Source organism: Paracoccus salipaludis (assembly GCF_002287065.1).
Classification (GTDB): domain Bacteria; phylum Pseudomonadota; class Alphaproteobacteria; order Rhodobacterales; family Rhodobacteraceae; genus Paracoccus; species Paracoccus salipaludis.
In genome coordinates, this window is the sequence record NZ_NSJZ01000005.1 from 85,854 (window position 1) to 111,668 (window position 25,815).

Genomic DNA, 25,815 nt, shown 5'->3' on the forward strand with positions numbered 1-25,815 from the left:
CTATGTTGCCGGCGCATAACCTCTTGTAAGTTATAAATTCTTCACATAGCTCGCTTTTGCGTGAGGCTGCGAAGAAAAAACTCTCGGGTACGGCCGCAAAGAATGAATATTCGGCCTAAGTCCAGTTTCCGCGAACAATCCATCCCGTAGTGGCAATCTTGTCGCAGGCTCGCCCGCCCACCTCACCTGAATGGAACACTGCGTCACCGCCAGTCGCCCAGGCTGGCCTGCCACAAGGCAAGCGCCGCAACCGCCGCAGTGTCCGCCCGAAGGATTCGCGGCCCAAGGCTGATCCGGTGCACGCAGGGCATGGCCGACAGCCGGCGCCGCTCGGCTTCGGACCACCCGCCCTCGGGGCCCACCAGGATCGCCCAGGGGCCGCCCGGCAGGCCCGCCAGCGTCTCGGCCGGGCCGACCAGCGCCTCGTCTGCCCACAGGATGCGGCGGCCCTGGTCCCATCCGTCCAGCAGGCGCGACAAGGGCACCAAGTCATTCACGGCGGGCACGAAAGTGCCCCCGCATTGCTCGGCCGCCTCGACGGCATGGGCCTGCAGGCGGTCGCGGCGGATGCGTTCCGAATTGGTGTGGTCCGTCTGGACGGGCTGGATGCGCGCGGCGCCAAGCTCCGCCGCCTTTTCCACGATGAAGTCGGTCCGCGCCTTCTTGATCGGCGCGAAGACCAGCCACAGGTCGGGCGGGTCCAGTTGCGGCGCCGAAGGCGCCACCAGTTCGACGGTCCCTCCGCGCTTGGCCGCCTGCACCAGCCGCGCCGTCCATTCGCCCTGCCGCCCGTTGAAGACCGCGATCTCGGCCCCCGGGGACAGCCGCATCACCGTCGAAAGATAATGTGACTGGTCCGTGTCCAGGGGCACGGGTTGTCCCGGGTCGAAGCGGTGATCTATGTAAAGCCTGATCTTTCCCATGAGGGCGGACCCTATGCAGTCTGATGTGTCAACGCCACAGGTCACTGCAACGGTTGCGGACGCGCCGAGTGACAACTGGGTGGACCGGCTCGCCCCGCCCGCCTCGAGGCCGTGGCTGCGCCTCAGCCGCGCCGACCGCCCGATCGGGACCTGGCTTCTGCTGCTGCCCTGCTGGTGGGGCACGGGCCTTGCCATGATGGCCGACCGCCCGGCCTGGGTGGACCTGTGGGTGGTTGTGGCCTGCGCCATCGGCGCGGTCGTCATGCGGGGCGCGGGCTGCACCTGGAACGACATCACCGACCGCGACTTCGACGCCGAGGTGGCGCGGACGCGCTCGCGGCCCCTGCCCTCGGGGCAGGTCACGCTGCGGGGCGCCTTCGCCTGGCTGGGGGCGCAGCTGGCCTTGGGCGCGCTGATCCTGTTCACGATGAACTGGGCGGCGGTCCTGCTGGGGATCGCCTCGCTGGCGCTGGTCGCGGTCTATCCCTTCGCCAAGCGCTTCACCTGGTGGCCGCAGGTCTTCCTGGGGCTGGCCTTCAACTGGGGCGTGCTGGTGGCCTTTGCGGCCCATGGCGGCACGCTGCATCCCGCGCCCATGCTGGCCTATGCGGCGGGCATCCTGTGGACGCTGTTCTACGACACGATCTATGCCCACCAGGACGCCGAGGACGACGCCCTGATCGGCGTCAAGTCCACGGCACGGCTGTTCGGCAAGGACAGCCCGCGCTGGCTGCTGGGCTTTGCCGCGGGCGCGGTCCTGCTGCTGGCGGCGGCGGTGGCGGCGACGCGGCCCGCGCCACTGCCCGCGCTGATCGCGATGCTGGGCGTCGCAGGCTTCGCCGCGCACCTGTGGTGGCAGTTGCGGCAGTTCGACCCCGACAGCAACCCGCTGCTGCTGCGGCTGTTCCGGTCGAACCGGGACGCCGGGCTGATCGTCGCGGGGGCGCTGGCGCTGGCTGGGCTCGCCTGATGGACGCAGGCTTTCCGCGTTCCCACATGGGGCGAAGGACCGTCCCCGAACGAAAGGTCCGCTGATGGTCGAACCCACGCCCTCGTCTGCCCGCGCGCGCTGGCGGTCGCGCTTCCTCGGGCTGGTGCTGCTGGGCTGGGGCGCGGCGGGCGCCTACGAGGCCGCGCAATGGTCCGCCCCCCGGGTGGAACGCTGGCTGGCGGACCGGGTCGAGACCGCGCTGGCGGCAGGCGGCTTCGGCTGGGCCCGGGTGACCGGGGACGGGCTGACCGTCCGGCTGGAAGGGACCGCGCCGGACCCGGTCGCGCATGTCCGCGCCGTCGCCACAGCGACCGGGGCTGCGGCCTTCGGCCGGATCGAGGACGCCATCGCCATTCCTCCGCCGGCCGGCTCCGCCCCGCCGTCCTTCCGGATCGAGGTGCTGCGGAACGAGCAGGGCACCTCGGTCATCGGGCTGGCGCCGCGCGACACCGACCGCGAGGAGCTGATCTCCGAACTGGAACACGCCGCCGGGCCGGGCCGGCTGACCGACCTTGTCGAACTGACCGAGCTGCCCGCGCCGGAAGGCTGGCAGGAGGCTGTGGCCTTTGCCGTGCAGGCGGCCGTTCAGATGCCGCGCGCCAAGGTCTCGGTCACGCCGGGGCAGGTCCGCATCGACGCCGTGACCGACGGACAGGCCGAAAGGGCGCGGCTGGAACAGGCGCTGGCTGCCGTCGCGCCCGAGGGCGTAACGCTGGTGACGAACATTACCGCACCGCGGCCGGTCATCGCCCCCTTTGCGCTGGAACTGGTGCGGACGCCCGAAGGCACCCGCCTGAACCGCTGCGCTGCCGACAACGAGGCCGAGCGCGACCGCATCCTTTCGGCGGCGGCCCGGGCCGGCGCGGCGGAAACCGGTTGCGACCTGGGCCTCGGCGCGCCCTCGCCCCAATGGGAAGAGGCGGCGCTGGCCGGAATCTCGGCGCTGGACGCCCTGCCCGCAGGGCGGATGGAGATCAGCGGCACGCGGGTGACGCTGACGGCGCCCCATGACGTGCCGCAGCCCGATTTCGCCACCGCGCGCGACCGGCTGGCGCAGGCGCTGCCCCGCGCCTTCACCTTGACGGCGATGCTGGACCCCGCGCCCGAGACCGCGGACCCCTCGCCCCTGCGCTTCGATGCCTCGCTGAAGGATGGGGGCGTGCGGCTGCAGGGGGCAATCCCGGACGACAGCATGGGGGCGGCGCTGGAAAGCCTGGCAAGCGCCCGCTTCGGGCCCGTGGAAAGCGAACTGGCGGTGCGCGGGGACACGCCCCCGGGATGGACCGCGCGGATCATGGCGGCGGTCGAGGCGATGGACGGCCTTCAGGACGGCGCAGCCAGGGTCACGCCCGATCTGATCCGGCTCAGTGGCACGACCGGCAGTCCCACGGCCGCACAGGCCATCGCCGATCGCCTGGGGGCCCGGCTTGGAAGCGGGGCGGCCTATGAACTTGCGCTGATCTACGACCCGCGTTTGGACCCGGCGGTGGACCTTCCTTCGGGCGAGGATTGCGTGGACGCGCTGAACACCACCATGCAGCAGTCCCCGATCGGCTTCGAGCCGGACGGGGAGGCGATCGCGGGCGATGCGGCGCCGGTGATCGAGGCGCTGGCCGCCACCATGCAGCGCTGCGCGGGCTTCCGCATCGAGATCGGCGGCCACACCGACTCGCAGGGCGCCGACAGCATCAACCAGGACCTTTCCGCCGCCCGCGCGCGGGCGGTGCTGGCGGCCATGGCCAAGGGCGGGATCGACACGGCCAACCTGGCCGCCGTGGGCTATGGCGAAAGCCGCCCCCTCGCCCCCAACGACACGGAAGCGGGCCGCGAGGCCAACCGCCGGATCGAGTTCCGCCTGATCTCTCCCCATCCGGTGAACGAACGGCCCGCTGCGCCCACCCTCACCCGCGGCGTGACCGGAGGCCCTGCCCCGGCGCCCCCGACCCCCGCAGTGCCGGCAGCGGATGCGGCGGGCCCGGTACCCGCGACCGGGGACACGGCCCGGACCGGCTCCGGCCCCACGCCCGACGAGGTTGCCGCGTCCAAGGGCATCTCGATCCGTCCCGAGACGGTCACGCGCGACGGGGCGCGCCTGACCACGCCCGTCCCGCCGCCCCTGGTCGAAGGACCGGTGCTTGCGCCCGAGCCCGAGCCCGACGGCATCCGCCGCCCCCGCGCCCGGCCGGAGGAATAGGCGCGCAGTCGTGCGTGGCGGGGGGGGGGGCGATCTGCGCCCCCTGCGACGCGCCCGGAGCCCCGGTTCACGGGCAAGCGCCCGGCTCAGCCCTCGGCGGGCTTTTCGACAACCAGCGTGGTCCATTCCCCCAGGTCGTCGCGGCGCTGCACCGGCACGCCCGCTTCGGCATAGGCCTCGGCCACGGCGTCGGCCTGTTCAACCAGGATGCCCGACAGGATCGCCTTGCCGCCCGGCGCGAGGTGGCGCGCCATGTCGGGCGCAAGCTCGATCAGCGGCTGCTTGAGGATATTGGCGAAGACGAGGTCATAGGGCCCCGCGTCATGCAGCAGGGGATGGCCGAATCCCTCGGCCATCACGCATTCCACCCGGCCAGCAAGGCCGTTGGCGATCACGTTGGCCTGCGCCGTCTCGACCGCCACCGGGTCGATGTCCGAAGCAAGGACCACCCCCGGCAGCACCTTGGCCGCCGCCATCGCCAGGACGGCGGTGCCGCAGCCGATGTCGGCCACGCGATGCGGCGTCTCGCCGTCCGAAATCATGCGGTTCAGCGCCAGCAGGCAGCCGCGCGTCGTGTTGTGGTGGCCGGTGCCGAAGGCCATGGCGGCCTCGATGCAGAGCGCCTCGGCCCCGTCCGGCACCTTGTCGGCATCATGGGCGCCGTGGACGAAGAAGCGTCCGGCCTCGACCGGGGACAACTCGCGCCGGACATGGGCCACCCAGTCCACCTCGGGCAGTTCCGAGATGGCGAAGGGCTGCGCGCCATGGGCCGCCGCCAGAAGCGCCAGCGCGATCTCGTCGGGGCCTTCGGTGAAATAAACGCCGACCTCCCAGCGGTCCGAGCCGTCCTCGATCTCGAAGACGCCGCTGCCGACGGGCTCGGGGGTCAGGTCCTCGCAGTCCTCGGCCAGGGCCTCGGCGGCCTCGCGGCCCTGAAGGTGCGTCAGCGCGGTCCAGGTCGCCATCAGGCCGCACCGCCGGCTGCCACCGAGCTGCCGCCCGTGGACGAGGGCGAGGGCTCGGGGTTGCCGTCGATCTCGCCCGTGGCCGCCTCGTGCAGCGCGCTGGCCTGCGACGCCTGCACCCCCGTGCCGCGCAGGGCGCAATAGCCGTCCGGCACCTTGTGGAGGTATTGCTGGTGCAGGTCCTCGGGGGCCCGCCAGAAATGGTCGAGCGGCGCGATCTGGGTGGTGATGCGGCCATAGCCCTCGACCGCGAGGCGGTTGCCGTAATCCACCCGCGTCATCTCGGCGGCGGCAAGCTGGCTGTCGGTGGTGGTGAAGATGGCCGAGCGATACTGGTCGCCGACGTCGTTGCCCTGCCGGTTGCCCTGGGTGGGGTCATGATTTTCCCAGAAGAGCTTGAGGATCTGTTCGGTGCTGATGCGGCTGGGGTCATAGACCACGCGCACGACCTCGGCATGGCCGGTGCGGCCGCCGCAGACCTGCTTGTAGGTCGGGTTCGGGACCGTGCCGCCGGCAAAGCCCACCTCGGTCAGGAAGACGCCGGGCTGCTGCCAGAACAGCCGCTCGACGCCCCAGTAGCAGCCCATGCCCAGGACGATCTCCTCGAAGCCCGGGGGCGTGGGGGTGTCGAGCGGGCGGTTGAAGATGGCGTGGGTCGGGGTGGGCATGGCGTGCTCCTGTCGCTTTGGGGATGATCTAGGGTGCGGGGCGGTCCTGCACAACGGCTTGCGCGGGCGGGCGGTTCGGCGCGAGGTTCCGGGTGGAGAGGCCGGACCGGGGCGCTGCCCCGGACCCCGGGATATTTGCATCAAGGAGAACGACCATGCGTCCCGGACCGTTGAACCTGATCACCGACGTCGAGGGGCTGCGGGTCGGCAATGCCGGGGATGCGCGACTGAAGTCGGGCGTGACGGTGCTGACGGCCGAAGCGCCCTTTGCCTGCGGGGTGCACGTGATGGGCGGGGCGCCCGGCACGCGCGAGACGGACCTTCTGGCGCCCGACCGGCTGGTGCAGGCGGTGGATGCGCTGGTGCTGTCGGGCGGCTCGGCCTTCGGGCTGGGGGCCGCCGAGGGCGTGATGGCGGGCCTGCGCGCGGCGGGCCGGGGCTTTGCCGTGGGCGCGGCGCGAGTGCCGATCGTGCCGGCGGCGATCCTGTTCGATCTGCTGAACGGCGGCGACAAGGGATGGGAGGACAGTCCCTATCCGGCGCTGGGGCGGCGGGCCCTGGAAAGCGCGGGCACCCGCTTTGACCTCGGCACGGCCGGGGCGGGAACCGGGGCCATGACGGCGCGGTGGAAGGGCGGGCTCGGCTCGGCCTCGGCGGTGATGGAGGACGGGGCGACCGTCGGCGCGCTGGTGGCGGTCAATGCGCTGGGGTCGGTCACCGCGCCCTCGGGGCAGTTCTGGGCCGCCCCCTGGGAGATGGGGGCCGAGTTCGGCGGCCTGGGGCTTGGCGGGCCGTTCGATCCGGGCGATGAGCCGGTGCCGCAGAAGCGCCAGGGCGAGGCCACCACCATCGCCATCGTCGCCACCGACGCGGGACTGGACAAGGCGGGGCTGACGCGGATGGCGGTCGGGGCGCATGACGGGCTGGCGCGCGCCATCCTGCCCTCGCACACGCCCTTCGACGGGGACCTGGTGTTTGCGCTGTCCACGGGCCGGCGCCCGGCCGACCCGTTCCGGCTGGGCCATGCGGCGGCCTGCGTGCTGGCGCGGGCCGTGGCGCGGGCCGTCTTCGAGGCGACGCCTGCGCCCGGCGACCTCCAGCCCTGCTGGCGCGACCAAAGGTGAGAAGGGGCGAGGCCGCTGGCCCCGCCCCTATTTCGCCCTCAACAGGGAGGCTTCAGGCGATCAGCGGTAGACGTAGACGATGCGGCGGTCCTGGTTCACCAGCACCGGCTGGTCGTTCACGACCACATAGCGATAGTCCGGCTGGCCGGGGATCTCGTACAGCGTGACCGAGTCCGGGATGCCCGCGCCCACCACGACCTCGCCGTCCAGGACCACCGGCTGCTGCGGGTTGGCGGTGATGTAGGTGCGCACCTCGGGCGGCGGCTCGGGCGTCGCGGCATTGCCCGTGGCGCCCCCGATCGCCGCGCCGACCAGCGCGCCCACCGGGCCGCCCACGACCGCGCCCATGGCCGCGCCGCCCGCCGCGCCGACGGCGGTGTTCGGGGCCTCGGCGGGATTGGTCGCAGGCGCCTCGATCACGGTGACGCCGATGGTCTGGCGGTTGGGATAAAGCGGCTGCGGCTGCTCGCCCACCCTGGCGGTCAGGTAGTCGCCATAAGCCCAGCCCTGCTGGTCCTTGTAGGTGACCTGGCACCAGTTGGCGGCTTCGAGGCAGCCCGTGACCGAGACCTCGTCGCCATTGGCGATCACGCCCAGGACCGAGGCCGTCGATTGCGGGGCCGAGCGCAGGTTCAGGTCGGTCGCGGCCGTCGCTGTTGTCGGCGCCCCGGTTGCGGTGACCGCCCGGGCGGCGGGATCGGCGGCGGTCGCCGTGGCGGTGGGGGCGGCGGCATTGGGGGCGGCGGTGGGGGCCGCGGTCTGGGCCGAGGCGGCGCCCGCCAGCGTCAGGGCGGCGAGGGTGGTGGTCGCAAGCAGCTTGCGCATGGACATTCTCCGTCATGGTTCGGGCCGGGGCCCGTCGTGGGGCACAATGCCGGGCGGCGCGCCCGGGTTCATCCGCGCCCGATGACAGGCGCTCACGATCGCGTTCAGACAGGCGCTGGACATCCGCCCCCGCTGGTGCTGACCTTTGCGCGACTCGCAACAGACGCGCGACCGTCCGGAGGACGCCATGACCGCCCATGCCACCGACCTGAAGATGCTGCTCAAGGACCCCTCGCTGCTGGAAACCCGCGCCTTTGTCGCGGGCGAGTGGGTGGATGCCGACGACGGCGCGACCTTCGAGGTCAGGAACCCCGCCCGGGGCGACGTGATCGCCCGCGTGGCGGACCTGAGCCGCACCGAGGTCAAGCGCGCCATCGAGGCCGCGCAGGCCGCCATGAAGGACTGGGCCGCGCGCACCGCCAAGGACCGCGCCAAGGTCATGCGCCGCTGGTTCGAGCTGATGATGGAAAACCAGGACGACCTGGGCACCATCCTGACCGCCGAGCAGGGCAAGCCCCTGCCCGAGGGCAAGGGCGAGATCGCCTATGGCGCCAGCTTCATCGAATGGTTCGGCGAGGAAGCCAAGCGCGTCTATGGCGAGACGATCCCCGGCCACATGGCCGACAAGCGCATCACCGTGCTGCGCCAGCCGATCGGGGTCGTGGCCTCGATCACGCCCTGGAACTTCCCCAATGCCATGATCACCCGCAAATGCGGCCCGGCGCTGGCGGTGGGCTGCGGCTTCGTCGCCCGTCCGGCCGCGGAAACGCCCCTGTCGGCGCTGGCGCTGGCCGTGCTGGGGGAACGCGCGGGGCTGCCCAAGGGCATCCTGTCGGTCGTGACCTCGTCGCGGTCCTCCGACATCGGCAAGGAGTTCTGCGAGAACCCCCTGATCCGCAAGCTGACCTTCACCGGCTCGACCGAGGTGGGCCGCATCCTGCTGCGGCAGGCCGCCGACCAGGTGCTGAAATGCTCGATGGAACTGGGCGGCAACGCGCCGTTCATCGTCTTCGACGACGCGGACCTGGATGCGGCGGTGGAAGGCGCCATGGCCTCCAAGTTCCGCAACAACGGCCAGACCTGCGTCTGCGCCAACCGCATCTACGTCCAGGCGGGGGTTTATGACGAGTTCGCCAAGCGTCTCGCCCGCGCCGTGGACAAGCTGACCGTGGGCGACGGGCTGAAGGACGGCACCACCACCGGTCCGCTGATCAACGCCGATGCGGTCGAGAAGGTCGAGGAGCATATTGCCGACGCCCTGGGGCGCGGCGCGCAGATCGTCACGGGCGGCAAGCGCCATGACCTCGGCGGGTCCTTCTTCCAGCCGACCGTGGTCACGAACGTGCCCGCCGACGCCAAGGTGTCCACCGAGGAAACCTTCGGCCCCCTCGCGCCCCTGTTCCGCTTCGAAACCGAGGAGGAGGTGGTCGCCAAGGCCAACGACACGATCTTCGGGCTGGCGGCCTATTTCTACGCCCGCGACATCGGCCGCATCACCCGCGTGCAGGAATCGCTGGAATACGGCATCGTCGGCGTGAACACGGGCATCATCTCGACCGAGGTCGCCCCCTTCGGCGGCGTCAAGCAGTCGGGGCTGGGCCGCGAAGGCTCGCGCCACGGGATCGAGGACTATCTGGAAATGAAATACGTCTGCCTGTCGATCTGACGGGCAGCAGCAACGGCGCGGCAGGGGACCTGCCCCCTTTCCGCCGCCTTGCCTGCCGAAAGGCCCGGCCCGCAACCGGGCGCCTGAAGGCTATGAAGAATGCAGAACCGCCCGGAAAAGCCCCGGGCGGTTTCGCATCTGCCGAAAGGATGTTGCCTTGGAACGGGACCGGGCGGCCCCGGCCCCGCAGGGTCCGCCGGCGTCAGGCGACCAGCAGGTCGTCCTGCAGCCCGTCGACCGTGATGCCCTCGATCCGCAGCAGCCCGCCCGCAAGATGCAGGTCAACGCCGCCATCGCGCTCGGTGGCTCCTGCGATCAGCGTGGCGGCCGTCAGTCCGCGCGCCGCGCCCCCCTCGATGCGAAGCACGTCGATGTCGTCCTGGAAGTCGAGGATGCGGCCGCCCTGCCCCGCCGCGAAGACGAAGCTGTCCGCGCCGCCGCCGCCGGTCATCTCGTCCTGGCCGCCCCCGCCGGCCAGAACGTTGCGGGCGCCGTTGCCGATCAGGATGTTGTCGCCGGCATTGCCCGTCACCTGCACCGCGCGGCCGCCCCGGACCACGACCTTCTCGATATGGTCGCCCAGGATGATGTCGTCGCCCGTCATCACCGTGTCGAAGCCGCCCGAGGCAGCCTCGACGATGGTGTCGAGGGCGTCGCGCATGTAGGTGTCGTCGCCCGCGCCCCCGACCAGCCGGTCGGCGCCCATGTTGCCGGCCAGCGTGTCGTCGCCCGCCATCCCGAACAGCGTGTCCTGGCCCTCGCCGCCCGACAGGTAGTTCACCTGGCTGTTGCCCACGATGGTGTTGGCCACACGTCGTTGCCGGTGCCCCATTTGGCGAAGGACTGGATCAGCAGCAGCGCCTCGAAATGATCGGCCAGCTTGAAGTCGATGGTCGCGCGGATGCGGTCGATGCCGCCGCCCGCCAGTTCGACCAGCCTGTCCAGCGCATCGACGACGTAAAGGTCGTCGCCCATTCCGCCGACCAGCTGGTCCGCGCCCGCGCCGCCTTCCAGCGTGTCGTTGCCGCCGAAGCCCTGGATCGTGTCCGCGCCGTTCCGGCCCGAGATCCAGTTGCCGACCACATGACGGTCGCCTGCCAGCTGTCGTTGGCATAGCCGTTGTCGACGCCATAGGTGCCGCTGCCGTTGTAGGGCCCCGCATGGCCTAGGCCCAGCGCATGGCCGATCTCGTGCAGGTAGGTCTGGTAGAAATAGCTGTCGAAACCCTGGTTCGGCCCCTCGGCCCAGTCCGAGTCGATGTTGATGTGGACCGACCTGACCGTCGAGCCCCGGTAGTCCGTGACCCGCGCGGATGCGTCGTCGTCCACGTCATTCACGAAATGGATGTTGGCCGCGGCGCCCGCGCCCGAGGTCGTGTCGAAGCGGATGCCCGTCACCTCGGTCCAGGCGCTCAGGGCCATGCGCGCGACCCGCTGCTCGGCCGCGCTGAGGTCCGAGATGTCGCAGGTCAGCGTGTCCCCCGCGGTTGCCGCAAAGCTGTGGCGGGTGGTGCGGAGGTAGTCTTCCCAGAAGCCGTTCGTCAGGTAGCGCGCGATCTCGGTCATCGTGAGGCTGTCCGGACCGGTGCCGGGGCCCGGACGGTCGGACGAATAGCTGATCTGATAGCTGCCCGTGCGCATGGAAAAGCCATCCGCAACCAGATAATAGGTGCCGCCCGCCGCAGGGGTGAAAGTGAACTCGGAATGGTCGAGCGCGCCCGCGTCGTCGCTGTAGCGCACGGAAGAGCCGTAGCGGTCGACCAGGGTCAGGACCGTGTCCCCCAGCGTGATCCCGTCCATCTCGAAGGTGTAGGTCTGCCCGGCCGTCAGCCGCACCGCGATCCAGTCGCTGTCGTAGTAGGTCCCGACGCTGCCCTGGAAGACATCGCCCTCGCGCAGCACATAGGGGGTGCCGCTGCCCGAGGGCGCATCCGCGCCTTCGCGAATGGTGGCCTGAAGTGGCGCATGATCGAGGGCGAGGGGGGCGGGCGCATGGCCCCGGAACGATGCAGCAGTCAATCTAGGGCTCCGGTGAAACGAGGCGGGGGCGGACCGCGCCAATGAACCTGCGGCAGCCCCGTCTCACATAGCCGGACCAGACAAATCAGGCAATCTGCGGCACCCGCGCCCCACCTGTCCTTTCGGACAGGTCACATCAGCTCGACCGCCAGCGCCGTGCCCTCGCCCCCGCCGATGCAGATCGCGGCGACGCCCCGCTTCTTGCCCTGCTGGCGCAGCGCGTTGATCAGCGTCACGACGATGCGCGCGCCCGACGCGCCGATGGGATGGCCCAGCGCGCAGGCGCCACCGTTGACGTTCACCTTGTCGGGCGACAGGCCCATCTTCTGCATGAAGGCCATGGGAACGACGGCAAAGGCCTCGTTCACCTCCCAAAGGTCCACGTCGTCCTTGGACCAGCCGAGCTTCGCCAGCAGCTTTTCCGCCGCCGGAACCGGCGCGGTCGGGAACTCGGCCGGCGCCTGCGCGTGACCCGCGTGGCCCAGGATGCGCGCGATGGCGCCCTCGGGGTTGTCCGACAGCACCAGCGCCGCCGCACCGTCCGAGATCGAGGACGAGTTCGCCGCCGTCACCGTCCCGTCCTTGCGGAAGGCGGGCTTCAGCGTCGGGATCTTGTCGGGCCGCGCGTTGCCGGGCTGCTCGTCGGTGTCCACCACCGTCTCGCCGGCGCGGGTCGCGACCCTGACCGCCACGACCTCGTCGGCGAAGCGCCCTTCCGTGATGGCCGACTGCGCCCGGGTCAGCGAGCGCAGCGCATAGTCGTCCTGCGCCTGCCGGGTGAACTGGAACTCCTCGGCGCAGTCCTCGGCGAAGGTGCCCATCAGGCGGCCCTTGTCATAGGCGTCCTCGAGCCCGTCGAGGAACATGGAATCGATCACCTGCCCGTGCCCCAGCCGGGCGCCGCCGCGCATCTTGGGCAGCAGGTAGGGGGCGTTGGTCATGCTTTCCATCCCGCCCGCGACGACCGTGCGGGCGGACCCGGCGCGGATCGCGTCCGAGGCCGACATCAGCGCCTGCATCCCCGAGCCGCACATCTTGTTCAGCGTGACGGCGGGCACCGACTGCGGCAGGCCCGCGCCCAGCGCCGCCTGGCGCGCGGGCGCCTGGCCCTGCCCCGCGGGCAGGACGCAGCCCATCAGCACCTCGTCCACCTGCGCGCCGTCCACGCCCGCGCGGGACAGCGCCTCGGCGATGGCGGCGGCGCCCAGCTCGGGGGCGGTCAGGGGCGACAGGGCGCCCTGCATCCCGCCCATGGGGGTGCGGACGGCGGCATGGACATAGACGGCGTTCATGGGGATCTCGCGTGCTTACGGTTTGGCAAGGATTCTGCGCTAACCATGCCGGCAAGGACGGAGTCGCTGCAAGGGGCCAGCCATGAACATCACGATCGACGAGATTGACGGCGGCGTTCGCGCCCATGTGGCCGAGCCGCGGCTGGACGCGGCGCTGGCGATCCGCTTCAAGGACCGGCTGCGCGAGGTGGTGAGCCGGCACGGGCCGCTGATCCTGCTGGACCTGTCCGAGGTGAACTTCATGGACAGCTCGGGCCTGGGCGCGATCCTGGCCATCCGGCGCGCCCTGCCGCCCGGCCGGCGGATCGAGCTGACGGGGCTGACGCCCAACGTGGACCGGGTGTTCCGGCTGACGCGGATGGACATGATCTTCACCATCCATGGCGCCGGCGACGCGCCCGCCGCAACGGAGGCGGAGGCATGATCCGCGTCAGCCTGCCGCCGAACCGTTCCCATCCCCCGCGCGGAGAGCCGATGTTCCACCGCATCCTGGATGCCGACACGACCGCAGTCCAACAGGCGCTGATGGACGTCCGCGCGCGCTTCGAGGGCACCGTCCCCGACGACGCCCTGGCCCGGACGGAGCTGGTGCTGGCCGAAGTGCTCAACAACATCGCCCAGCATGGCACCGGCACGGGGAAGGAGCCCCTGCCGGGCGGGCCGCCCCGCCGGACCGTCACGATACACCTGACGGTGACCCGGCACGCGGGGGGTCTGGCCTGCGCGGTGACCGATGACGGGCCGCCCCTGCCGACCGACTGCCTGGCAGAGCCCGACCATCTTCCCTCGCCCGAACTGTCGGCGCTGCGGGCGGGCGGCTTCGGCTGGGTCATCATCCGCGACCTCACCCGCTCGCTGTTCCATTACCGCGAGATGAACCGCAACGTGCTGTGCTTCAACATCCCCCGCAGCGATGGCGGCGACATGCCGGTGCCGGACGGGGGCGCGGACAGCGCGGCGGTCGGCGCGGCCTGACGCCTACCCCTCGGGGTGGAAATGGTCGTGGATCGTCCGCGCCATCGCCGCCGAGATGCCCGGCGCGGCCTGCAGGTCCTCGAGCCCCGCGCGCGCCACCGCCTTGGCGCTGCCGAAATGCGCCAGCAGCGCCCGCTTGCGGGTTGCGCCCACGCCAGCGATCTCGTCCAGCGGGTTCGCCATGGCCTGCTTCGTGCGCCGCGCGCGGTGGGTGCCGATGGCCCAGCGGTGCGCCTCGTCCCGCAGGCGCTGGATGAAATACAGGACGGGATCGTTCATGGGCAGGGCCCGGGGGCGCTGGCCGGGACGGTGGAACTCTTCCTTGCCGTGGTCGCGGTCCTCGCCCTTGGCCACCCCGATCAGGGGAATGTCCTCGACCCCCATCTCGGCCATGATCCCGGCGACGGCGGACACCTGCCCCGCGCCGCCGTCGATCAGCAGCAGGTCCGGCCAGGCATCGGACTGGCGGTCCGGGTCCTCCTTCAGCAGGTGGGAAAAGCGCCGCGTCAGAACCTCGCGCATCATGCCGAAGTCGTCGCCGGGCGTGATCTCGGTGCCCTTGATGTTGAACTTGCGATACTGGCTTTTCATCCAGCCCTCGGGCCCTGCGACGATCATGCCGCCGACGGGGGCCGCGCCCTGGATATGGCTGTTGTCGTAAACCTCGATCCGGCGCGGGACCACGGGCAGGTCGAAGGCCTCGGCCAGCCCTTCCAGCAGCCGCCTTTGCGTGGCGCTTTCCGCCAGACGGCGCGCGAGGCTTTCGCGCGCGTTCCGCAGGGCGTTCGCCACAAGCGCCGCCTTCTCCCCCCGCTGCGGCACGCCCACGGCCACGCGGCGCCCCGCCCGGTCCGACAGCAGCCGTGCCATCAGGTCGGCGTCCTCGGTCCCGTGGCTCAGCAGGATCAGCCGCGGCGGCACCTTGTCGTCGTAGAACTGCGCCAGGAAGGCCTGCATGATCTCCTCGGCGGACTCCGAGCCGCCGGTGCGGGGATAGAAATCGCGGTTGCCCCAGCTCTGGTTGCCGCGGATGAAGAAGACCTGAACGCAGGCCTGCCCCGCCTCCATGTGCAGCGCCACGACATCGGCCTCGGCCACGCCCTTGGGGTTGATCGCCTGCACCGACTGGACGGCGGTCAGCGCCTTGATCCGGTCGCGCAGGGCGGCGGCGCGCTCGTATTCCATCGCCTGCGCCGCCTCGGCCATCTCGGCCCCCAGCCGTGCCTGGACCGCCGTGGACCGCCCCTGCAGGAAGCGTTCCGCATCCGCGACCAGCTCGGCATAGGCGTCCTGATCGATGCGGCCGACGCAGGGCGCGCTGCAGCGCTTGATCTGGTGCAACAGGCAGGGCCGCGTGCGGGACGAAAAGGTCGCGTCCGTGCAGGACCGCAGCAGGAACACCCGCTGCAACTGGTTCAGCGTCCGGTTCACCGCCCCGGCGCTGGCGAAGGGGCCGTAATAGTCGCCCTTTTCCGACTTAGCCCCGCGGTGCTTCTTGATCTGCGGAAAGGGATGCGCCTTGGACACCAGGATGTTGGGGAAGGACTTGTCGTCCCGCAGCAGCACGTTGTAGCGCGGCTTGAGCTGCTTGATGAGGTTCTGTTCCAGCAGCAGCGCCTCGGTTTCCGTGCGCGTGGTCAGGAACATCATGCTGGCCGTCTCGCGGATCATCCGCGCGATGCGCCCCGAATGGCCCGAAGGCCGGGCATAGTTCGACACCCGCGCCTTCAGGTTCCGCGCCTTGCCGACGTAAAGCACCGCCCCTTGCGCATCGAGCATCCGGTAGACGCCGGGGCTGGAATCGAGCCTGCGGCAGTAATCGGCGATCAGCCGGTGGCCGGTCAGAGGGGCTTCGGTCGGGGGTGCTGTGTCGTCCATGGGGCCTAGAAAGTGATTCCTGTCTCAGCCCGCAAGTGCGGGTCGGGCGCAACCGGATTTGTGTCCACGGAATCTGTGGACAACTTTGTGGATCGGCTGCGGACGATGATGCGCCCGGACAGGAATTCCAAGGGATTTCCACTTTTGCATAAAAATTAGGCAGATATTCAGGCCACTGTTTTTACTGAGTTTTTTCTTGAACTCGCCCAAGCCCATGATTCAGCGTGAGGATTCATGAATGTGGCGTGACACCCACCGGACGCGTGGACAAACCGCCGCAGCGTCACCCCCGCAGGGCTCAGGAGCCCAGGATGTCCGGCGTCTGCCAGCCCAGGTGCTGGCCGCCGTCCACGCAGATCAGCTGCCCCGTCACGGCCTTCGCATCGAGCAGATAGAGAAGGGCGCGCGCGATGTCCCCCGCGTCCGCCCCCCGCTGCAGGATGGTGGCGGCACGCTGGCGGGCGAAATGCACGTCGCTCTGCCGGGCGCCCTGCATCGTGGGTCCCGGCCCGATGGCGTTGACGCGCACATGGGGCGCCAGCGCCTGGGCCGAGGTGCGCGTCAGCCACCACAGCCCCGCCTTGGCCAGCGAATAGGTCATGAAGGCGGGCGTCGGCTTCAGCACCCGCTGGTCGATCATGTTGACGACCAGCCCATGCGCCACCGGCTCGCCGTCCCGCGCGGGGGGTGGCGGCAGTTGCGCCGCGAAGGCCTGCGTCAGGACGAACGGCGCGCGCAGGTTGGACCCGATGTGCCGGTCCCAACTGTCGCGCGTGGCCGTTTCCAGCGTGTCGTGTTCGAAGATCGAGGCGTTGTTGACCAGCACCGTCAGCGGCCCCAACGCCTGCACGACCGAGGGGATCAGCCCCTGCGTCTGGTCCTCGTCCAGCAGATCGGCGCGGAAGGCCTGCGCCCGGACGCCGAGGGCGCGGGCCTCGGCCGCGGTGGCCTCGGCCTCGGCGGCGGATCCGTTGTAATGAATGGCGATGTCATGGCCCCGCTCGGCCAGCGCCAGCGCCATCGCCCGGCCCAGCCGCTTCGCGGCCCCCGTGACAAGCGCCACGCCCTCAGCGGCCAAGGCGCAGCCCCAGAAGCCGCGCGATCAGGCGACGGAAGCCGGGGCCGAAGGCCAGCGCCATGGCCACCATGATCAGCAGGAACAGGATCACGGTCTTCAGCATGGTCAGCCTCCCGGCGTCAGCCGCGCGAAGGCGGCGCGCTCGGCGGCCGCGTCGATGAAGTCGTCGGCCGAGATGCCGAAGCGCCGCAGGAAGGGCACCCGCTGGCCATAGGTCTGGAAGCGGACCTTGTCGCCGAACAGGTCGCGCATCACGGGCTCCAGATGGCCGATGCCGTCGGCGAGGCCAAGGTCCACCGCCTCGCGCCCGACCCAGACATCGCCAGTGAAATAGTCGCGCGCAGGGTCCAGCCTGTCACCGCGGCGCGCGCGGACCTGCGCCTTAAAGGCCTCGTGGATCGGCTCGAGCAGGCGGTGCAGGCGGGCCACGTCCTCGGGCTTTTCCGGGCGGAACGGGTCCAGCCAGGACTTGGCGGTGCCGGCGGTATGGACGCGCCGCTCGATCCCGTGGCGGGCGATCAGGTCCGAAAAGCCGAAGCCCGCCGAGATCACGCCGATCGAGCCCAGGACCGAGGATTCATCCGCCCAGATCGTGTCGGCGGCGGTGGCGAGCCAATAGCCGCCCGAGGCCGCGACATCCTCGACAAAGACATGGACGGGGACGTGGTGGCGGTCGGCAAGCCGGCGGATGCGCGCGGCGATCAGCGAGGATTGCACGGGCGATCCGCCAGGCGAGTTCAGCGCGATGGCGACGGCCACGGGCTTGCCCCGGGTGAAGGCGCGCCCCAGCAGGGCCGCGAGCCCCGCGTCGGACAGCCCCGCGCCGCCGCCCGTCCGCGCCGCCACGCCGATGGCGCCCTGCAGTCGGATGACGGAAACGGTCGGGCGCCGGGGCGACAGGAAGGGGATGCGCATGGGTCCGAGATAAGCCCTGCGCCCCCACCCGGCAAGCCGCGTGCGGCGGATGCACGCGCGATGCAGACGCGAGGGGTTTTGCCCGCCTGCCCGTTGCGGCGCGGACGATCTGTCACCGGACCTGCCGCACGGAAGCGCAGAAAAGGAAAACGGTCCGCCCCGGGGCGTCGGGGAAACATTTCGTTCCACGTCGCGTTTAAAGCCGGATCGGCGGGCGCCGAGGGTCCGGCGGCCTGCGGAAAACGGTCCCCGGGCCGCGATTTTGCGTTCCGGGCCAATCCCTTGTTGCACGAGACCATGGGGGTTAGATGCCCTTGACCGGAAGGGAAGGCCGCCATGACCATCGAGATCGCGCAGATGACCCGGAGCTTCGGCAAGACTGCCGTGCTGCGCGGCATCGACCTGACGGTGGCCGATGGCGAGCTTGTGGCGCTGCTGGGTCCCTCGGGATCGGGCAAGACGACGCTTCTGAAGATCATCGCGGGGCTCGACTGGCCTGACGCGGGTCGGCTGACAGTGGACGGGGCGGACTGGCTGAAGCTCGACCCGCAGGACCGCCGCATCGGCTTCGTCTTCCAGAACTACGCGCTGTTCCCGCACATGACGGTGCGCGACAACATCGCCTTCGGCCTGACCGTGCGGCCTAAGGGCCAGCGCCCCGGCCGTGCCGAGATCCGGCGCCGCGTGGACGAGCTGCTGGGCTTCCTGCAGATCGGCGCGCTGGGTGACCGCCATCCGGCGCAGCTGTCGGGCGGCCAGCGCCAGCGTGTCGCCCTAGGCCGGGCGCTGGCGATCGAGCCGACGGTTCTGCTGCTGGACGAGCCCTTCGGGGCGCTGGATGCCGCCGTCCGGCGCGACCTGCGCCAATGGCTGCGCGGCGTCCATGACGCGACCGGCACCACCACGATCTTCGTCACCCATGACCAAGAGGAGGCCTTCGAACTGGCCGACCGCGTGGTGGTCATGGACCAGGGCCGGATCGTCCAGACGGGCGATGCCGCGACCATCCACGATTCCCCCGCCACGCCCTTTGTCGCGGATTTCATGGGCGCGTCGATCCAGTTGCCGGTGACGGTGCAGGGCGGGCGGCTGGCCGCGCCGGGGCTGGACGCGGGCCACCTGCCCGCCCGCCTGCCCGACGGCCCCGCGCGGCTGTTCGTCCGCCCCGAGGACCTGACCCCCGTTCCCGACCCCGGCGGCCCCTGGACGGTGGCCTCGGTGTCCAACACCGGCGCGCATCTGCGGCTGGTCCTGTCGGACGCGGCGGGCACCGAGATCCCTGCCGACCTGCGCCGGCGCAGCCCGCGCGCGGCCCAGATCGCCCCCGGCATGCGGGTCAACCTGCGCCCCGAACATGCCTCTGTCTTTCCTGCTGAAACCGCCTGAAAGGGTTCTTCCGATGAAACTGAGCGCAATCAAGGCGGCGGTGGCCGCGCTGGTGCTGGCGGCAACGCCCGCCCTGGCGCAGGACAAGCTGCTGAACGTTAGCTACGACATCAGCCGCGAGCTGTTCGAGGCGCTGAACCCCGTCTTTGCCGAAGCCTGGAAGGCCAAGTCCGGCAATGACGTGACCATCGAGCAGTCGCACGCGGGCTCGTCCAAGCAGGCGCGGTCCATTCTCGAAGGGCTGCCGGCGGATGTCGTGACCTTCAACCAGGAAACCGACGTGAACATGCTGGCCAAGGGCGGCATGGTCGCGGAAAACTGGCGCGAGGCCTTCCCGAACAACGCCTCGCCCTGGTATTCGGCACCGGCCTTCCTGGTGCGCGAGGGCAACCCCAAGAACATCCGGAACTGGTCGGACCTCGCGCGCGAGGACGTGCAGGTGGTCTTCCCCAACCCCAAGACGTCCGGAAACGGCCGCTACACCTATCTGGCGGCCTATGCCTTCGCGCTGCGCGAGAACAACGGCGACCAGGCGGCGGCGCAGGATTTCGTCCGCAAGATCATGGGCAACGTGCCGGTCTTCGACACCGGGGGGCGCGCCGCGACCCAGACCTTCGTCGAACGGGGCATCGGTGACGTGCTGGTGACCTTCGAGGCCGAGACGCGCCAGATCGCCGCGCAATATGCCGACCGCGGACTGGTGCCGATCACGCCGCCGGTCAGCCTGTTCTCGGCCTTCCCCGTCGCGGTGGTCGAGGAGAACACCGAAAGGAACGGCACCACGGAACTGGCGACCGAATACCTGAACTGGCTGTATTCCCCCGAGGCGCAGCGCATCGTGGCCGAGGGCGGCAACCGGGCGGCCAACCAGGAGGTCGCGGCCGAGTTCGCCGACAGGTTCCCGCAGGTCGAACTGCTGACCGTCGAGGACGTCTTCGGCGGCTGGGACAAGGTCGAATCCGAGCATCTCGCCTCGGGCGGCATCCTCGACCAGGTGTTCACCAACCAATGAGCCTGACTTCCGCCCCGGCCGTCCGGGCGAGGGCCGTCCTTCCCGGCTTCCGCCTGACGCTCGGCACGACGGTCCTGTATCTGTCGATCATCGTGCTGATCCCGATCATCGCCCTGGTCCTGACCGGGGCGGGGATCGGGCCGGCGCGGCTGTGGGCGATCATCACGGCGCCGAGGACGCTTGCGTCCCTGCGCATCACGATCACGGCGGCGGCGGTGGCGACGATCATCAACGCCGCCTACGGGCTGCTGATGGCCTGGGTGCTGGTGCGCTACCGCTTTCCGGGGCGGCGGCTGCTGGACGCGCTGATGGACATTCCCTTCGCCCTGCCGACCGCCGTCGCGGGGCTGTCGCTGACGGCGCTTTATTCCGCGAACGGCTGGTTCGGGTCGGTGCTGGAGCCCCTGGGGCTGCAGGTCGTCTATACGCTGGGCGGCATCGTGCTGGCGATGTCCTTCACCTCGATCCCCTTCGTCGTCCGCGCCGTCCAGCCGGTGCTGGAGGAACTGGACCCCGCGCTGGAACAGGCGGCCGCGAGCCTCGGGTCGCGCGGCTTCACCACCTTCCGGCGGGTGATCTTCCCGGCCATCATGCCGGCCTGGCTGGGGGGCGTCACGACATCCTTCGCGCGCTCGCTGGGCGAGTTCGGGGCGGTGGTCTTCATCGCGGGCAACCTGCCCTTCAAGACCGAGATCGCCTCGCTTCTCGCCTATATCCGGCTTGAGGAATACGACTACGAGGGCGCCGCCGCCATCGCGCTGGTGCTGATGGTGCTGGCACTGGTGCTGCTGTTCGTCTCGAACATGGTGCAGCTGCGCGCGGCCCGCCACGGGGCGGTGACGGCATGACGCGGGTTCTGCTGATCGGCGCGGCGGTCGTCCTGACGGCGATCATGGTCGTCGTGCCGCTGGTCTATATCTTCGTGCAGGCGCTGTCGGCGGGATGGGGGGCTTACGTTTCCAACATCCTCGACCCCGGCACGCTGCACGCGATCTGGCTGACCACGCTGGTCGCGGTGATCGTGGTGCCGGTGACGGTCGCCTTCGGCATCGCGGCCTCGTGGCTGCTGTCCAAGTTCACCTTCCGGGGACGGGGCCTGCTCATCACGATGATCGAACTGCCCTTCTCGATCTCGCCCATCATCGCGGGGATCTGCTACCTGCTGTTGTACGGGCGGCAGGGCTATCTGGGCGGCTGGCTTGCGCAGAACGACATCACGATCCTGTTCGCCCTCCCGGGCATCCTGATGGTGACGATGTTCGTCACGACCCCCTTCGTCGTGCGCGAGGTGCTGCCCCTGATGCAGGCGCAGGGGTCGGACCAGGAACAGGCCGCCGTCACGCTGGGGGCGGGCGGCTGGCAGGTGTTCCGGCGCGTGACCCTGCCCAACATCCGCTGGGCGCTGCTGTACGGGGCGGTGCTGACCACGGCCCGCGCCGTGGGCGAGTTCGGCGGCGTCGCCGTCGTGTCGGGCAGCATCCGGGGCAAGACCAACACCCTGCCCCTGCAGGTCGAACTGCTGTTCAACGACCTGAACGTGGTCGGCGCCTTCGCCGCCGCCACCGTGCTGACGCTGATCGCGCTGGTGGTGCTGGTCGCCAAGACCGTGCTGGAACGACGCGCCGGACGGCACTGACACGACCGCAGATCGCCGGCCCGGCGACAGGCTTACCACTGCCGAGCATCCTGCTGCTGCCCTGGCGGCTGGGCCACGCGCCCTGCATCCGGGCATCGGGCGGCCATGAACCGCCCCTGATCCGGCTCGGGCCTCCTGCCGGCAGGCCGTGGCGGTCTCTCGCCCGCATCCAGCACTGCCGCCCCGATCCGTTGCCCTGCACAGGGGCAGGCCCGTGCCCGCCACGCCCGTCCAGTGCCCATCTTCTTCGTCCAAATATCCCGGGGGTGCGGGGGCTGGCCCCCGCCCTTCGGGCGATCCGGAAGAATGCAGGCGCCCCCCTGAAACGAAAACGCGCCCCCGAAGGGGCGCGCTTGTTTCACCGGGGGCGGGCTGGCTCAGAAGCCGTCGCCGGGCACGTCCTTGCGGTGCTTGATCGGCCACCACAGGCGCTTGTTGGTCAGGTACAGCAGCACCGACAGCACGATCAGGAACAGCACCGAGACAAGACCCGCCTGCTTGCGCGCCATCATCTTCGGCTCGGCCGTCCACATCAGGAAGGCCGAGATGTCCTTGGCCAGGCTGTGCAGGTCGGTGGGCGAGCCGTCCTCGAAGGTCACGGCATCGTCCGACAGGGGCGGCGCCATCGAGATCCAGCCGCCGGGGAAGGCGGTGTTCTCGTAAAGCACGCTTCCCGCCTGCTCCTTCTCGTTGCCGGTATAGCCGGTCAGGATCGAGTAGATGTACTCGGGCCCGCCCATGCCGTTGACCAGCTGGCTGAGGCCGGTGCCGTAGGGGCCGTGGAAGCCGGCACGCGCCTTGGCCATCAGCGACAGGTCAGGACCCATCCCCTGGCCCACGATCTGGGGGAAGTGGTCGGTCGGGACGCGCGGACGCTCCTCGCCCGTCTCGGCGTCAACGACGCTGAGCTGCGCGGCATAGGCGCGGACCTGGTCCTCGGGCAGGCCGGGGCCGCCATGATCGGACAGGGTGCGCAGCGGCACCTGCTTCATCCCGTGGCAACCCGAGCAGACCTCGGTGTAGATCTGCAAGCCGCGCTGCAGCTGGAACTGGTCGTATTTCCCGAACGGCCCCTCGAAGCTGTAGGCGACGTCGTGGATCTCCTGGTGATGCACGGCCGCGCCGCCATCGGCAGCGACGCCGTGATCGGCGGGAACCTCGCCCTCGGCCCCTTCTGCGCCCTCGGTCTCGGTCGCGGCGGCGGTATCGACCGGCGCGCTTTCGGCCTGGGCCTCGTCGGGGTTCTGGATCGCGGCCGGGGCCTCGTCGCCCGGGGCGACCTCCAGCCCGGCATCGGCGCCGGCTTCAGCCTCGGCACCGGCTTCCGGCGCGGCCGCGGCATCCGCTCCGGCCGCGGGGGCGGCCTCGCCGGTCGCCTCGGACTGCGGATCGGCGGTGCTGCCCTCGGCCGGAGAGGCCGGGACGTCGGTGTCCGGCGCATCCGCCTCGACCGCACCCTCGGCGGCGGGGACGGGGGCGGCGGCCTGTGCCTCGGTCGCCTCGTCGGGCAGGCCGAAGCTCGGCGCGGCCGGAGGCTCGCCCGGCTCGGCGGTGGGGGTCGGGGTGATGACATCGGCGCTGCGATCCTCGACCACCTCCGGCTCGGCGCCGGTCGGCTCGGGGATGTCCGCGGCGGGCGCGGGCTGGTCGGGCGTCGCGCGCTCGTCGGCCGTGGCGTCGGCCTCGGGATTGGCGGGGGTCGAGGTCGGGCCGTCGGTCGCGCCGCCGGCATCCTCGTCGCCCACGTCCGCGCCCGAGGGCGCGCCGCCGCCCGGCGTCACGCCGGTCGTGTCGGCGGGCTCACCGGTCATTTCGCCCTGGCCGATCTGGCCGGTGCTGCCCGCGCGGGGCTGGCCCACGCGCTGCTGCACGGGACCGGTGCCGGTGGTGTCCATCGGCGCCGAGGTGCTGGGCAGGTCCGGGGTGCCGCCGGTGAAGCCGATGTCGGGCGGCTGCGGGGCGACGCCCTCGGGCCGCGGCACGGCGCCGTTCGTTTCGACCGTGCTGGTGCCGTCGGAGTCGCGGGTGACGGTGGTGCCCGGCCCCGCGGGGGCCGGCGCCTCGGTGCCGGGCTCGTTCAGCGGCACCGTCATGGTCGTCTGGGCATTCGCCGCCATCCCGAGGGACAGGGCCGCGACCGCCGTGAGCGTGACGTTTCTCAGGGACATTCGCGCCTCTCCTTACTCGGCGGGGGTGGTCAGACGCTCGTAATGAGCGTTCCAGTCTTCTTCGATGGTGTTCGGGATCGGCGACGGCCGTTCCATCACGCCGAGCAGCGGCAGGATCACCAGGAAGTAGGCGAACCAGTAGGTGGCGCCGGCCAGCGCGATATAGGGGTAGATCCCTTCCGCCGGCATCGCCCCCGCCCAGGTCAGGACGACGAAGTCGACCGCCAGGATCCAGAACCACCACTTGAAGGACGGCCGGTAGCGGCCCGAACGGACCCGGCTGGTGTCAAGCCAGGGCACCAGCGCCATCACGATGATCGCGCCGAACATCGCCAGCACGCCGAAGAACTTGGCGTCCACGATGCCGAAGGTCAGCCAGTTGACGGCCATCACCACCCAGACGTCGGCAGTGAAGGCGCGCAGGATCGCGTAGAAGGGCAGGAAGTACCATTCGGGCACGATATGCGCGGGCGTCGCCAGCGGGTTCGCCTCGATGTAGTTGTCGGGGTGGCCGAGGTAGTTCGGCATGAAGCCCACGACGGCGAAGAAGATCACCAGGATGGCGACCAGCGCCAGCAGGTCCTTGATCACGAAGTAGGGCCAGAACGGAACGGTGTCGCGGTCGGCTTCCTCGCGCGAGGTGCGGCGCACCTCGATCCCCGTGGGGTTGTTGTTGCCGGTCGTGTGGAAGGCCCAGAAGTGGACGATCACAAGCGCGGCGATGAGGAAGGGCAGCAGGTAGTGCAGCGAGAAGAAGCGGTTCAGCGTGGCGTTGTCCACGGCCGGGCCGCCCAGCAGCCAGGTCTGGATCGTCGCGCCGATGCCCGGGATCGCCCCGAACAGGCCCGTGATCACGGTCGCGCCCCAGAAGGACATCTGGCCCCAGGGCAGCACGTAGCCCATGAAGGCGGTCGCCATCATCAGGACGAAGATCAGGATGCCGATGATATAGGTGATCTCGCGCGGCGGCTTGTAGCTGCCGTAGTAAAGGTTGCGGAAGATGTGCAGGTAGACCGCGAAGAAGAACAGCGAGGCGCCGTTCGCGTGCAGGTAGCGCAGGAAATGGCCGCCGTTCACGTCGCGCATGATGTGCTCGACCGAGCGGAAGGCCAGGTCCACGTGAGGCGTGTAGTGCATCGCCAGGACGATGCCGGTGACGATCTGCATCACGAGGCAGACGGTCAGCACGATCCCCCAGATCCACATCCAGTTCAGGTTCTTGGGCGTGGGAAGGGTGGTGAAATCGACGATCAGCCGGACGATCGGCAGGCGCCGGTCGATCCAGCGCTCGGCCGAGGTCCTGGGTTCATAGTCATCGGTCGGAATACCGGCGGACATGCTCGCGCTCCTCAGCCCAGCTTGATGGTGGTGTCGTCCGTGAAGGACGCGACCGGGATATGCAGGTTCTGCGGCGCAGGCCCGCGGCGGATGCGTCCCGAGGCGTCGTAATGCGACCCGTGGCAGGGGCAGAACCAGCCGCCGAAGTCGCCCGCCCCGTCGCCGATCGGCACGCAGCCCAGGTGGGTGCAGACGCCGATCTGGACCAGCCAGCGGCCTTCCTCGTCCAGGGTGCGGTTCTGGTCGGCGGCGCTGGTGTCGGGCTTGTTGGCGTTCTGCGACTGCGTGTCGATCAGGGCCGCCCCGTCATCGGCGCGCGCGCGCTCGATTTCCTCGGCGGTGCGGTGGCGGATGAAGACCGGCTTGCCCAGCCATTTCACGGTGAGCTGCGTGCCTTCGGCGACGCCGCTGATGTCCACCTGGATCGAGGACAGCGCCTGCACGTCGGCCGACGGGTTCATCTGGTTGATGAGGGTCCAGGCGGCTGCCCCGGCCGCAACGGCGCCGGCACCGGCGGTCGCGTAATAGAGGAAGTCCCTCCGGGTGGCGCCGTGGTCTCCTGCGTGGTCTTCAGCGTGGGACACGGTCAATCTCCAATTCGGGGCCGACCTGCGGGCCGGGCCGATACGACAGGTCGGGCCGTCCATGGGACAGCCCTCGCAGCGGCGGTTCTAGCGGCACGGATTGCGCCCGTCCAGCCGCCAGCCGGTTCCGGGCTGACGCATTTGGCCGCATGTGTGGGATTTGTGACGTCCGGGGAAGC

At 70.4% G+C, this 25,815-nt stretch carries 23 protein-coding genes and 1 pseudogene; 10 read left to right on the forward strand and 14 right to left on the reverse strand.

The features are described from left to right. Positions 1–203 precede the first annotated feature (203 nt). Complete coding sequence (locus tag CK240_RS08110) at positions 204–923, reverse strand: 16S rRNA (uracil(1498)-N(3))-methyltransferase (RefSeq protein ID WP_095639842.1); 720 nt, start codon at positions 921–923, stop codon at positions 204–206. A gap of 13 nt (positions 924–936) precedes the next feature. Between CK240_RS08110 and ubiA the strand changes: the two genes are divergently transcribed. Together ubiA and CK240_RS08120 are read left to right on the forward strand one after the other, a co-directional pair. Further along, positions 937–1,893 carry a 4-hydroxybenzoate octaprenyltransferase gene (gene ubiA, locus CK240_RS08115; RefSeq protein WP_095639843.1) on the forward strand — a complete coding sequence of 319 codons (957 nt, stop codon included), beginning with the start codon at positions 937–939 and terminating at the stop codon, positions 1,891–1,893. Between the two features lie 64 nt (positions 1,894–1,957). After that, positions 1,958–4,108, forward strand: a complete 2,151-nt coding sequence (locus CK240_RS08120) for an OmpA family protein (RefSeq protein WP_095639844.1) — start codon at positions 1,958–1,960, stop codon at positions 4,106–4,108. Between the two features lie 86 nt (positions 4,109–4,194). Here the strand turns inward: CK240_RS08120 and CK240_RS08125 are convergent, their stop codons facing one another. Together CK240_RS08125 and msrA are read right to left on the reverse strand one after the other, a co-directional pair. Continuing rightward, a complete protein-coding gene (locus CK240_RS08125) occupies positions 4,195–5,073 on the reverse strand; it encodes a 50S ribosomal protein L11 methyltransferase (protein WP_095639845.1) in 879 nt (292 codons plus the stop codon). After that, a complete protein-coding gene (gene msrA / locus CK240_RS08130) occupies positions 5,073–5,741 on the reverse strand; it encodes a peptide-methionine (S)-S-oxide reductase MsrA (RefSeq protein ID WP_240517339.1) in 669 nt (222 codons plus the stop codon). The genes CK240_RS08125 and msrA overlap by 1 nt, the downstream gene beginning before the upstream one ends. A gap of 155 nt (positions 5,742–5,896) precedes the next feature. Here msrA and CK240_RS08135 point away from each other — a divergent pair, with 155 nt between their 5' ends. Beyond that, positions 5,897–6,865: a P1 family peptidase gene (locus CK240_RS08135; RefSeq protein ID WP_095639847.1), complete on the forward strand. Its 969-nt coding sequence runs from the start codon at positions 5,897–5,899 to the stop codon at positions 6,863–6,865. A gap of 60 nt (positions 6,866–6,925) precedes the next feature. Here CK240_RS08135 and CK240_RS08140 read toward each other — a convergent pair whose 3' ends face one another. Beyond that, positions 6,926–7,690, reverse strand: a complete 765-nt coding sequence (locus tag CK240_RS08140) for a DUF1236 domain-containing protein (protein WP_095639848.1) — start codon at positions 7,688–7,690, stop codon at positions 6,926–6,928. A gap of 187 nt (positions 7,691–7,877) precedes the next feature. Between CK240_RS08140 and CK240_RS08145 the strand changes: the two genes are divergently transcribed. Beyond that, a complete protein-coding gene (locus CK240_RS08145) occupies positions 7,878–9,356 on the forward strand; it encodes an NAD-dependent succinate-semialdehyde dehydrogenase (protein WP_095639849.1) in 1,479 nt (492 codons plus the stop codon). 202 nt (positions 9,357–9,558) lie between these two features. On the opposite strand, the gene CK240_RS18655 is transcribed toward CK240_RS08145, so the two are convergent. The 4 genes and pseudogenes from CK240_RS18655 to CK240_RS08160 all read right to left on the reverse strand — a co-directional run bounded on the left by CK240_RS18655 (position 9,559) and on the right by CK240_RS08160 (position 12,666). Then, the gene (locus tag CK240_RS18655) at positions 9,559–10,167 is read right to left on the reverse strand and encodes a calcium-binding protein (protein WP_167649995.1); all 609 of its coding nucleotides are present in this window, start codon (positions 10,165–10,167) and stop codon (positions 9,559–9,561) included. Beyond that, positions 10,134–10,439: a hypothetical protein gene (locus tag CK240_RS19570; protein WP_240517340.1), complete on the reverse strand. Its 306-nt coding sequence runs from the start codon at positions 10,437–10,439 to the stop codon at positions 10,134–10,136. Before CK240_RS19570 ends, CK240_RS18655 begins: the two co-directional genes overlap by 34 nt. Before the next feature lie 86 nt (positions 10,440–10,525). Further along, positions 10,526–11,257: pseudogene (locus CK240_RS19575) on the reverse strand (pre-peptidase C-terminal domain-containing protein); the annotation flags it as partial. A 248-nt stretch (positions 11,258–11,505) separates the two neighbouring features. After that, positions 11,506–12,666, reverse strand: a complete 1,161-nt coding sequence (locus CK240_RS08160) for a thiolase family protein (RefSeq protein ID WP_095639852.1) — start codon at positions 12,664–12,666, stop codon at positions 11,506–11,508. A gap of 82 nt (positions 12,667–12,748) precedes the next feature. Here CK240_RS08160 and CK240_RS08165 point away from each other — a divergent pair, with 82 nt between their 5' ends. Further along, entirely contained in the window at positions 12,749–13,090 is a 342-nt protein-coding gene (locus tag CK240_RS08165) for an STAS domain-containing protein (RefSeq protein WP_095639853.1), read from the forward strand. After that, positions 13,087–13,641 carry an ATP-binding protein gene (locus CK240_RS08170; RefSeq protein WP_095639854.1) on the forward strand — a complete coding sequence of 185 codons (555 nt, stop codon included), beginning with the start codon at positions 13,087–13,089 and terminating at the stop codon, positions 13,639–13,641. The genes CK240_RS08165 and CK240_RS08170 overlap by 4 nt, the downstream gene beginning before the upstream one ends. A gap of 3 nt (positions 13,642–13,644) precedes the next feature. Here CK240_RS08170 and uvrC read toward each other — a convergent pair whose 3' ends face one another. From uvrC to CK240_RS08185, 3 genes are all read right to left on the reverse strand, one after another. After that, positions 13,645–15,519 carry an excinuclease ABC subunit UvrC gene (gene uvrC / locus CK240_RS08175; RefSeq protein WP_095639855.1) on the reverse strand — a complete coding sequence of 625 codons (1,875 nt, stop codon included), beginning with the start codon at positions 15,517–15,519 and terminating at the stop codon, positions 13,645–13,647. A gap of 298 nt (positions 15,520–15,817) precedes the next feature. Then, the gene (locus tag CK240_RS08180; protein ID WP_095639856.1) at positions 15,818–16,597 is read right to left on the reverse strand and encodes an SDR family oxidoreductase; all 780 of its coding nucleotides are present in this window, start codon (positions 16,595–16,597) and stop codon (positions 15,818–15,820) included. Positions 16,598–16,702: 105 nt separating this feature from the next. Then, positions 16,703–17,512, reverse strand: coding sequence for a S49 family peptidase (locus CK240_RS08185; RefSeq protein WP_095639857.1), 810 nt, complete (start codon positions 17,510–17,512; stop codon positions 16,703–16,705). A gap of 336 nt (positions 17,513–17,848) precedes the next feature. Between CK240_RS08185 and CK240_RS08190 the strand changes: the two genes are divergently transcribed. Genes CK240_RS08190 through cysW form a run of 4 tightly spaced genes read left to right on the forward strand, consistent with a single transcriptional unit; the run spans position 17,849 to position 21,546 of the window. Next, positions 17,849–18,898, forward strand: coding sequence for a sulfate/molybdate ABC transporter ATP-binding protein (locus CK240_RS08190; RefSeq protein ID WP_095639858.1), 1,050 nt, complete (start codon positions 17,849–17,851; stop codon positions 18,896–18,898). Between the two features lie 13 nt (positions 18,899–18,911). After that, complete coding sequence (gene cysP / locus CK240_RS08195) at positions 18,912–19,910, forward strand: thiosulfate ABC transporter substrate-binding protein CysP (RefSeq protein WP_095639859.1); 999 nt, start codon at positions 18,912–18,914, stop codon at positions 19,908–19,910. Continuing rightward, positions 19,907–20,758, forward strand: a complete 852-nt coding sequence (cysT, locus tag CK240_RS08200; protein WP_095639860.1) for a sulfate ABC transporter permease subunit CysT — start codon at positions 19,907–19,909, stop codon at positions 20,756–20,758. The genes cysP and cysT overlap by 4 nt, the downstream gene beginning before the upstream one ends. Next, the gene (gene cysW / locus CK240_RS08205) at positions 20,755–21,546 is read left to right on the forward strand and encodes a sulfate ABC transporter permease subunit CysW (RefSeq protein ID WP_095639861.1); all 792 of its coding nucleotides are present in this window, start codon (positions 20,755–20,757) and stop codon (positions 21,544–21,546) included. The genes cysT and cysW overlap by 4 nt, the downstream gene beginning before the upstream one ends. A gap of 377 nt (positions 21,547–21,923) precedes the next feature. On the opposite strand, the gene CK240_RS19195 is transcribed toward cysW, so the two are convergent. The 3 genes from CK240_RS19195 to petA all read right to left on the reverse strand — a co-directional run bounded on the left by CK240_RS19195 (position 21,924) and on the right by petA (position 25,636). Next, positions 21,924–22,796 carry a cytochrome c1 gene (locus CK240_RS19195; protein WP_420818618.1) on the reverse strand — a complete coding sequence of 291 codons (873 nt, stop codon included), beginning with the start codon at positions 22,794–22,796 and terminating at the stop codon, positions 21,924–21,926. A 930-nt stretch (positions 22,797–23,726) separates the two neighbouring features. Next, positions 23,727–25,052 carry a cytochrome b gene (locus CK240_RS08215; RefSeq protein ID WP_095639862.1) on the reverse strand — a complete coding sequence of 442 codons (1,326 nt, stop codon included), beginning with the start codon at positions 25,050–25,052 and terminating at the stop codon, positions 23,727–23,729. A gap of 11 nt (positions 25,053–25,063) precedes the next feature. Further along, positions 25,064–25,636, reverse strand: coding sequence for a ubiquinol-cytochrome c reductase iron-sulfur subunit (petA, locus tag CK240_RS08220; RefSeq protein ID WP_095639995.1), 573 nt, complete (start codon positions 25,634–25,636; stop codon positions 25,064–25,066). Positions 25,637–25,815: the final 179 nt, after the last annotated feature.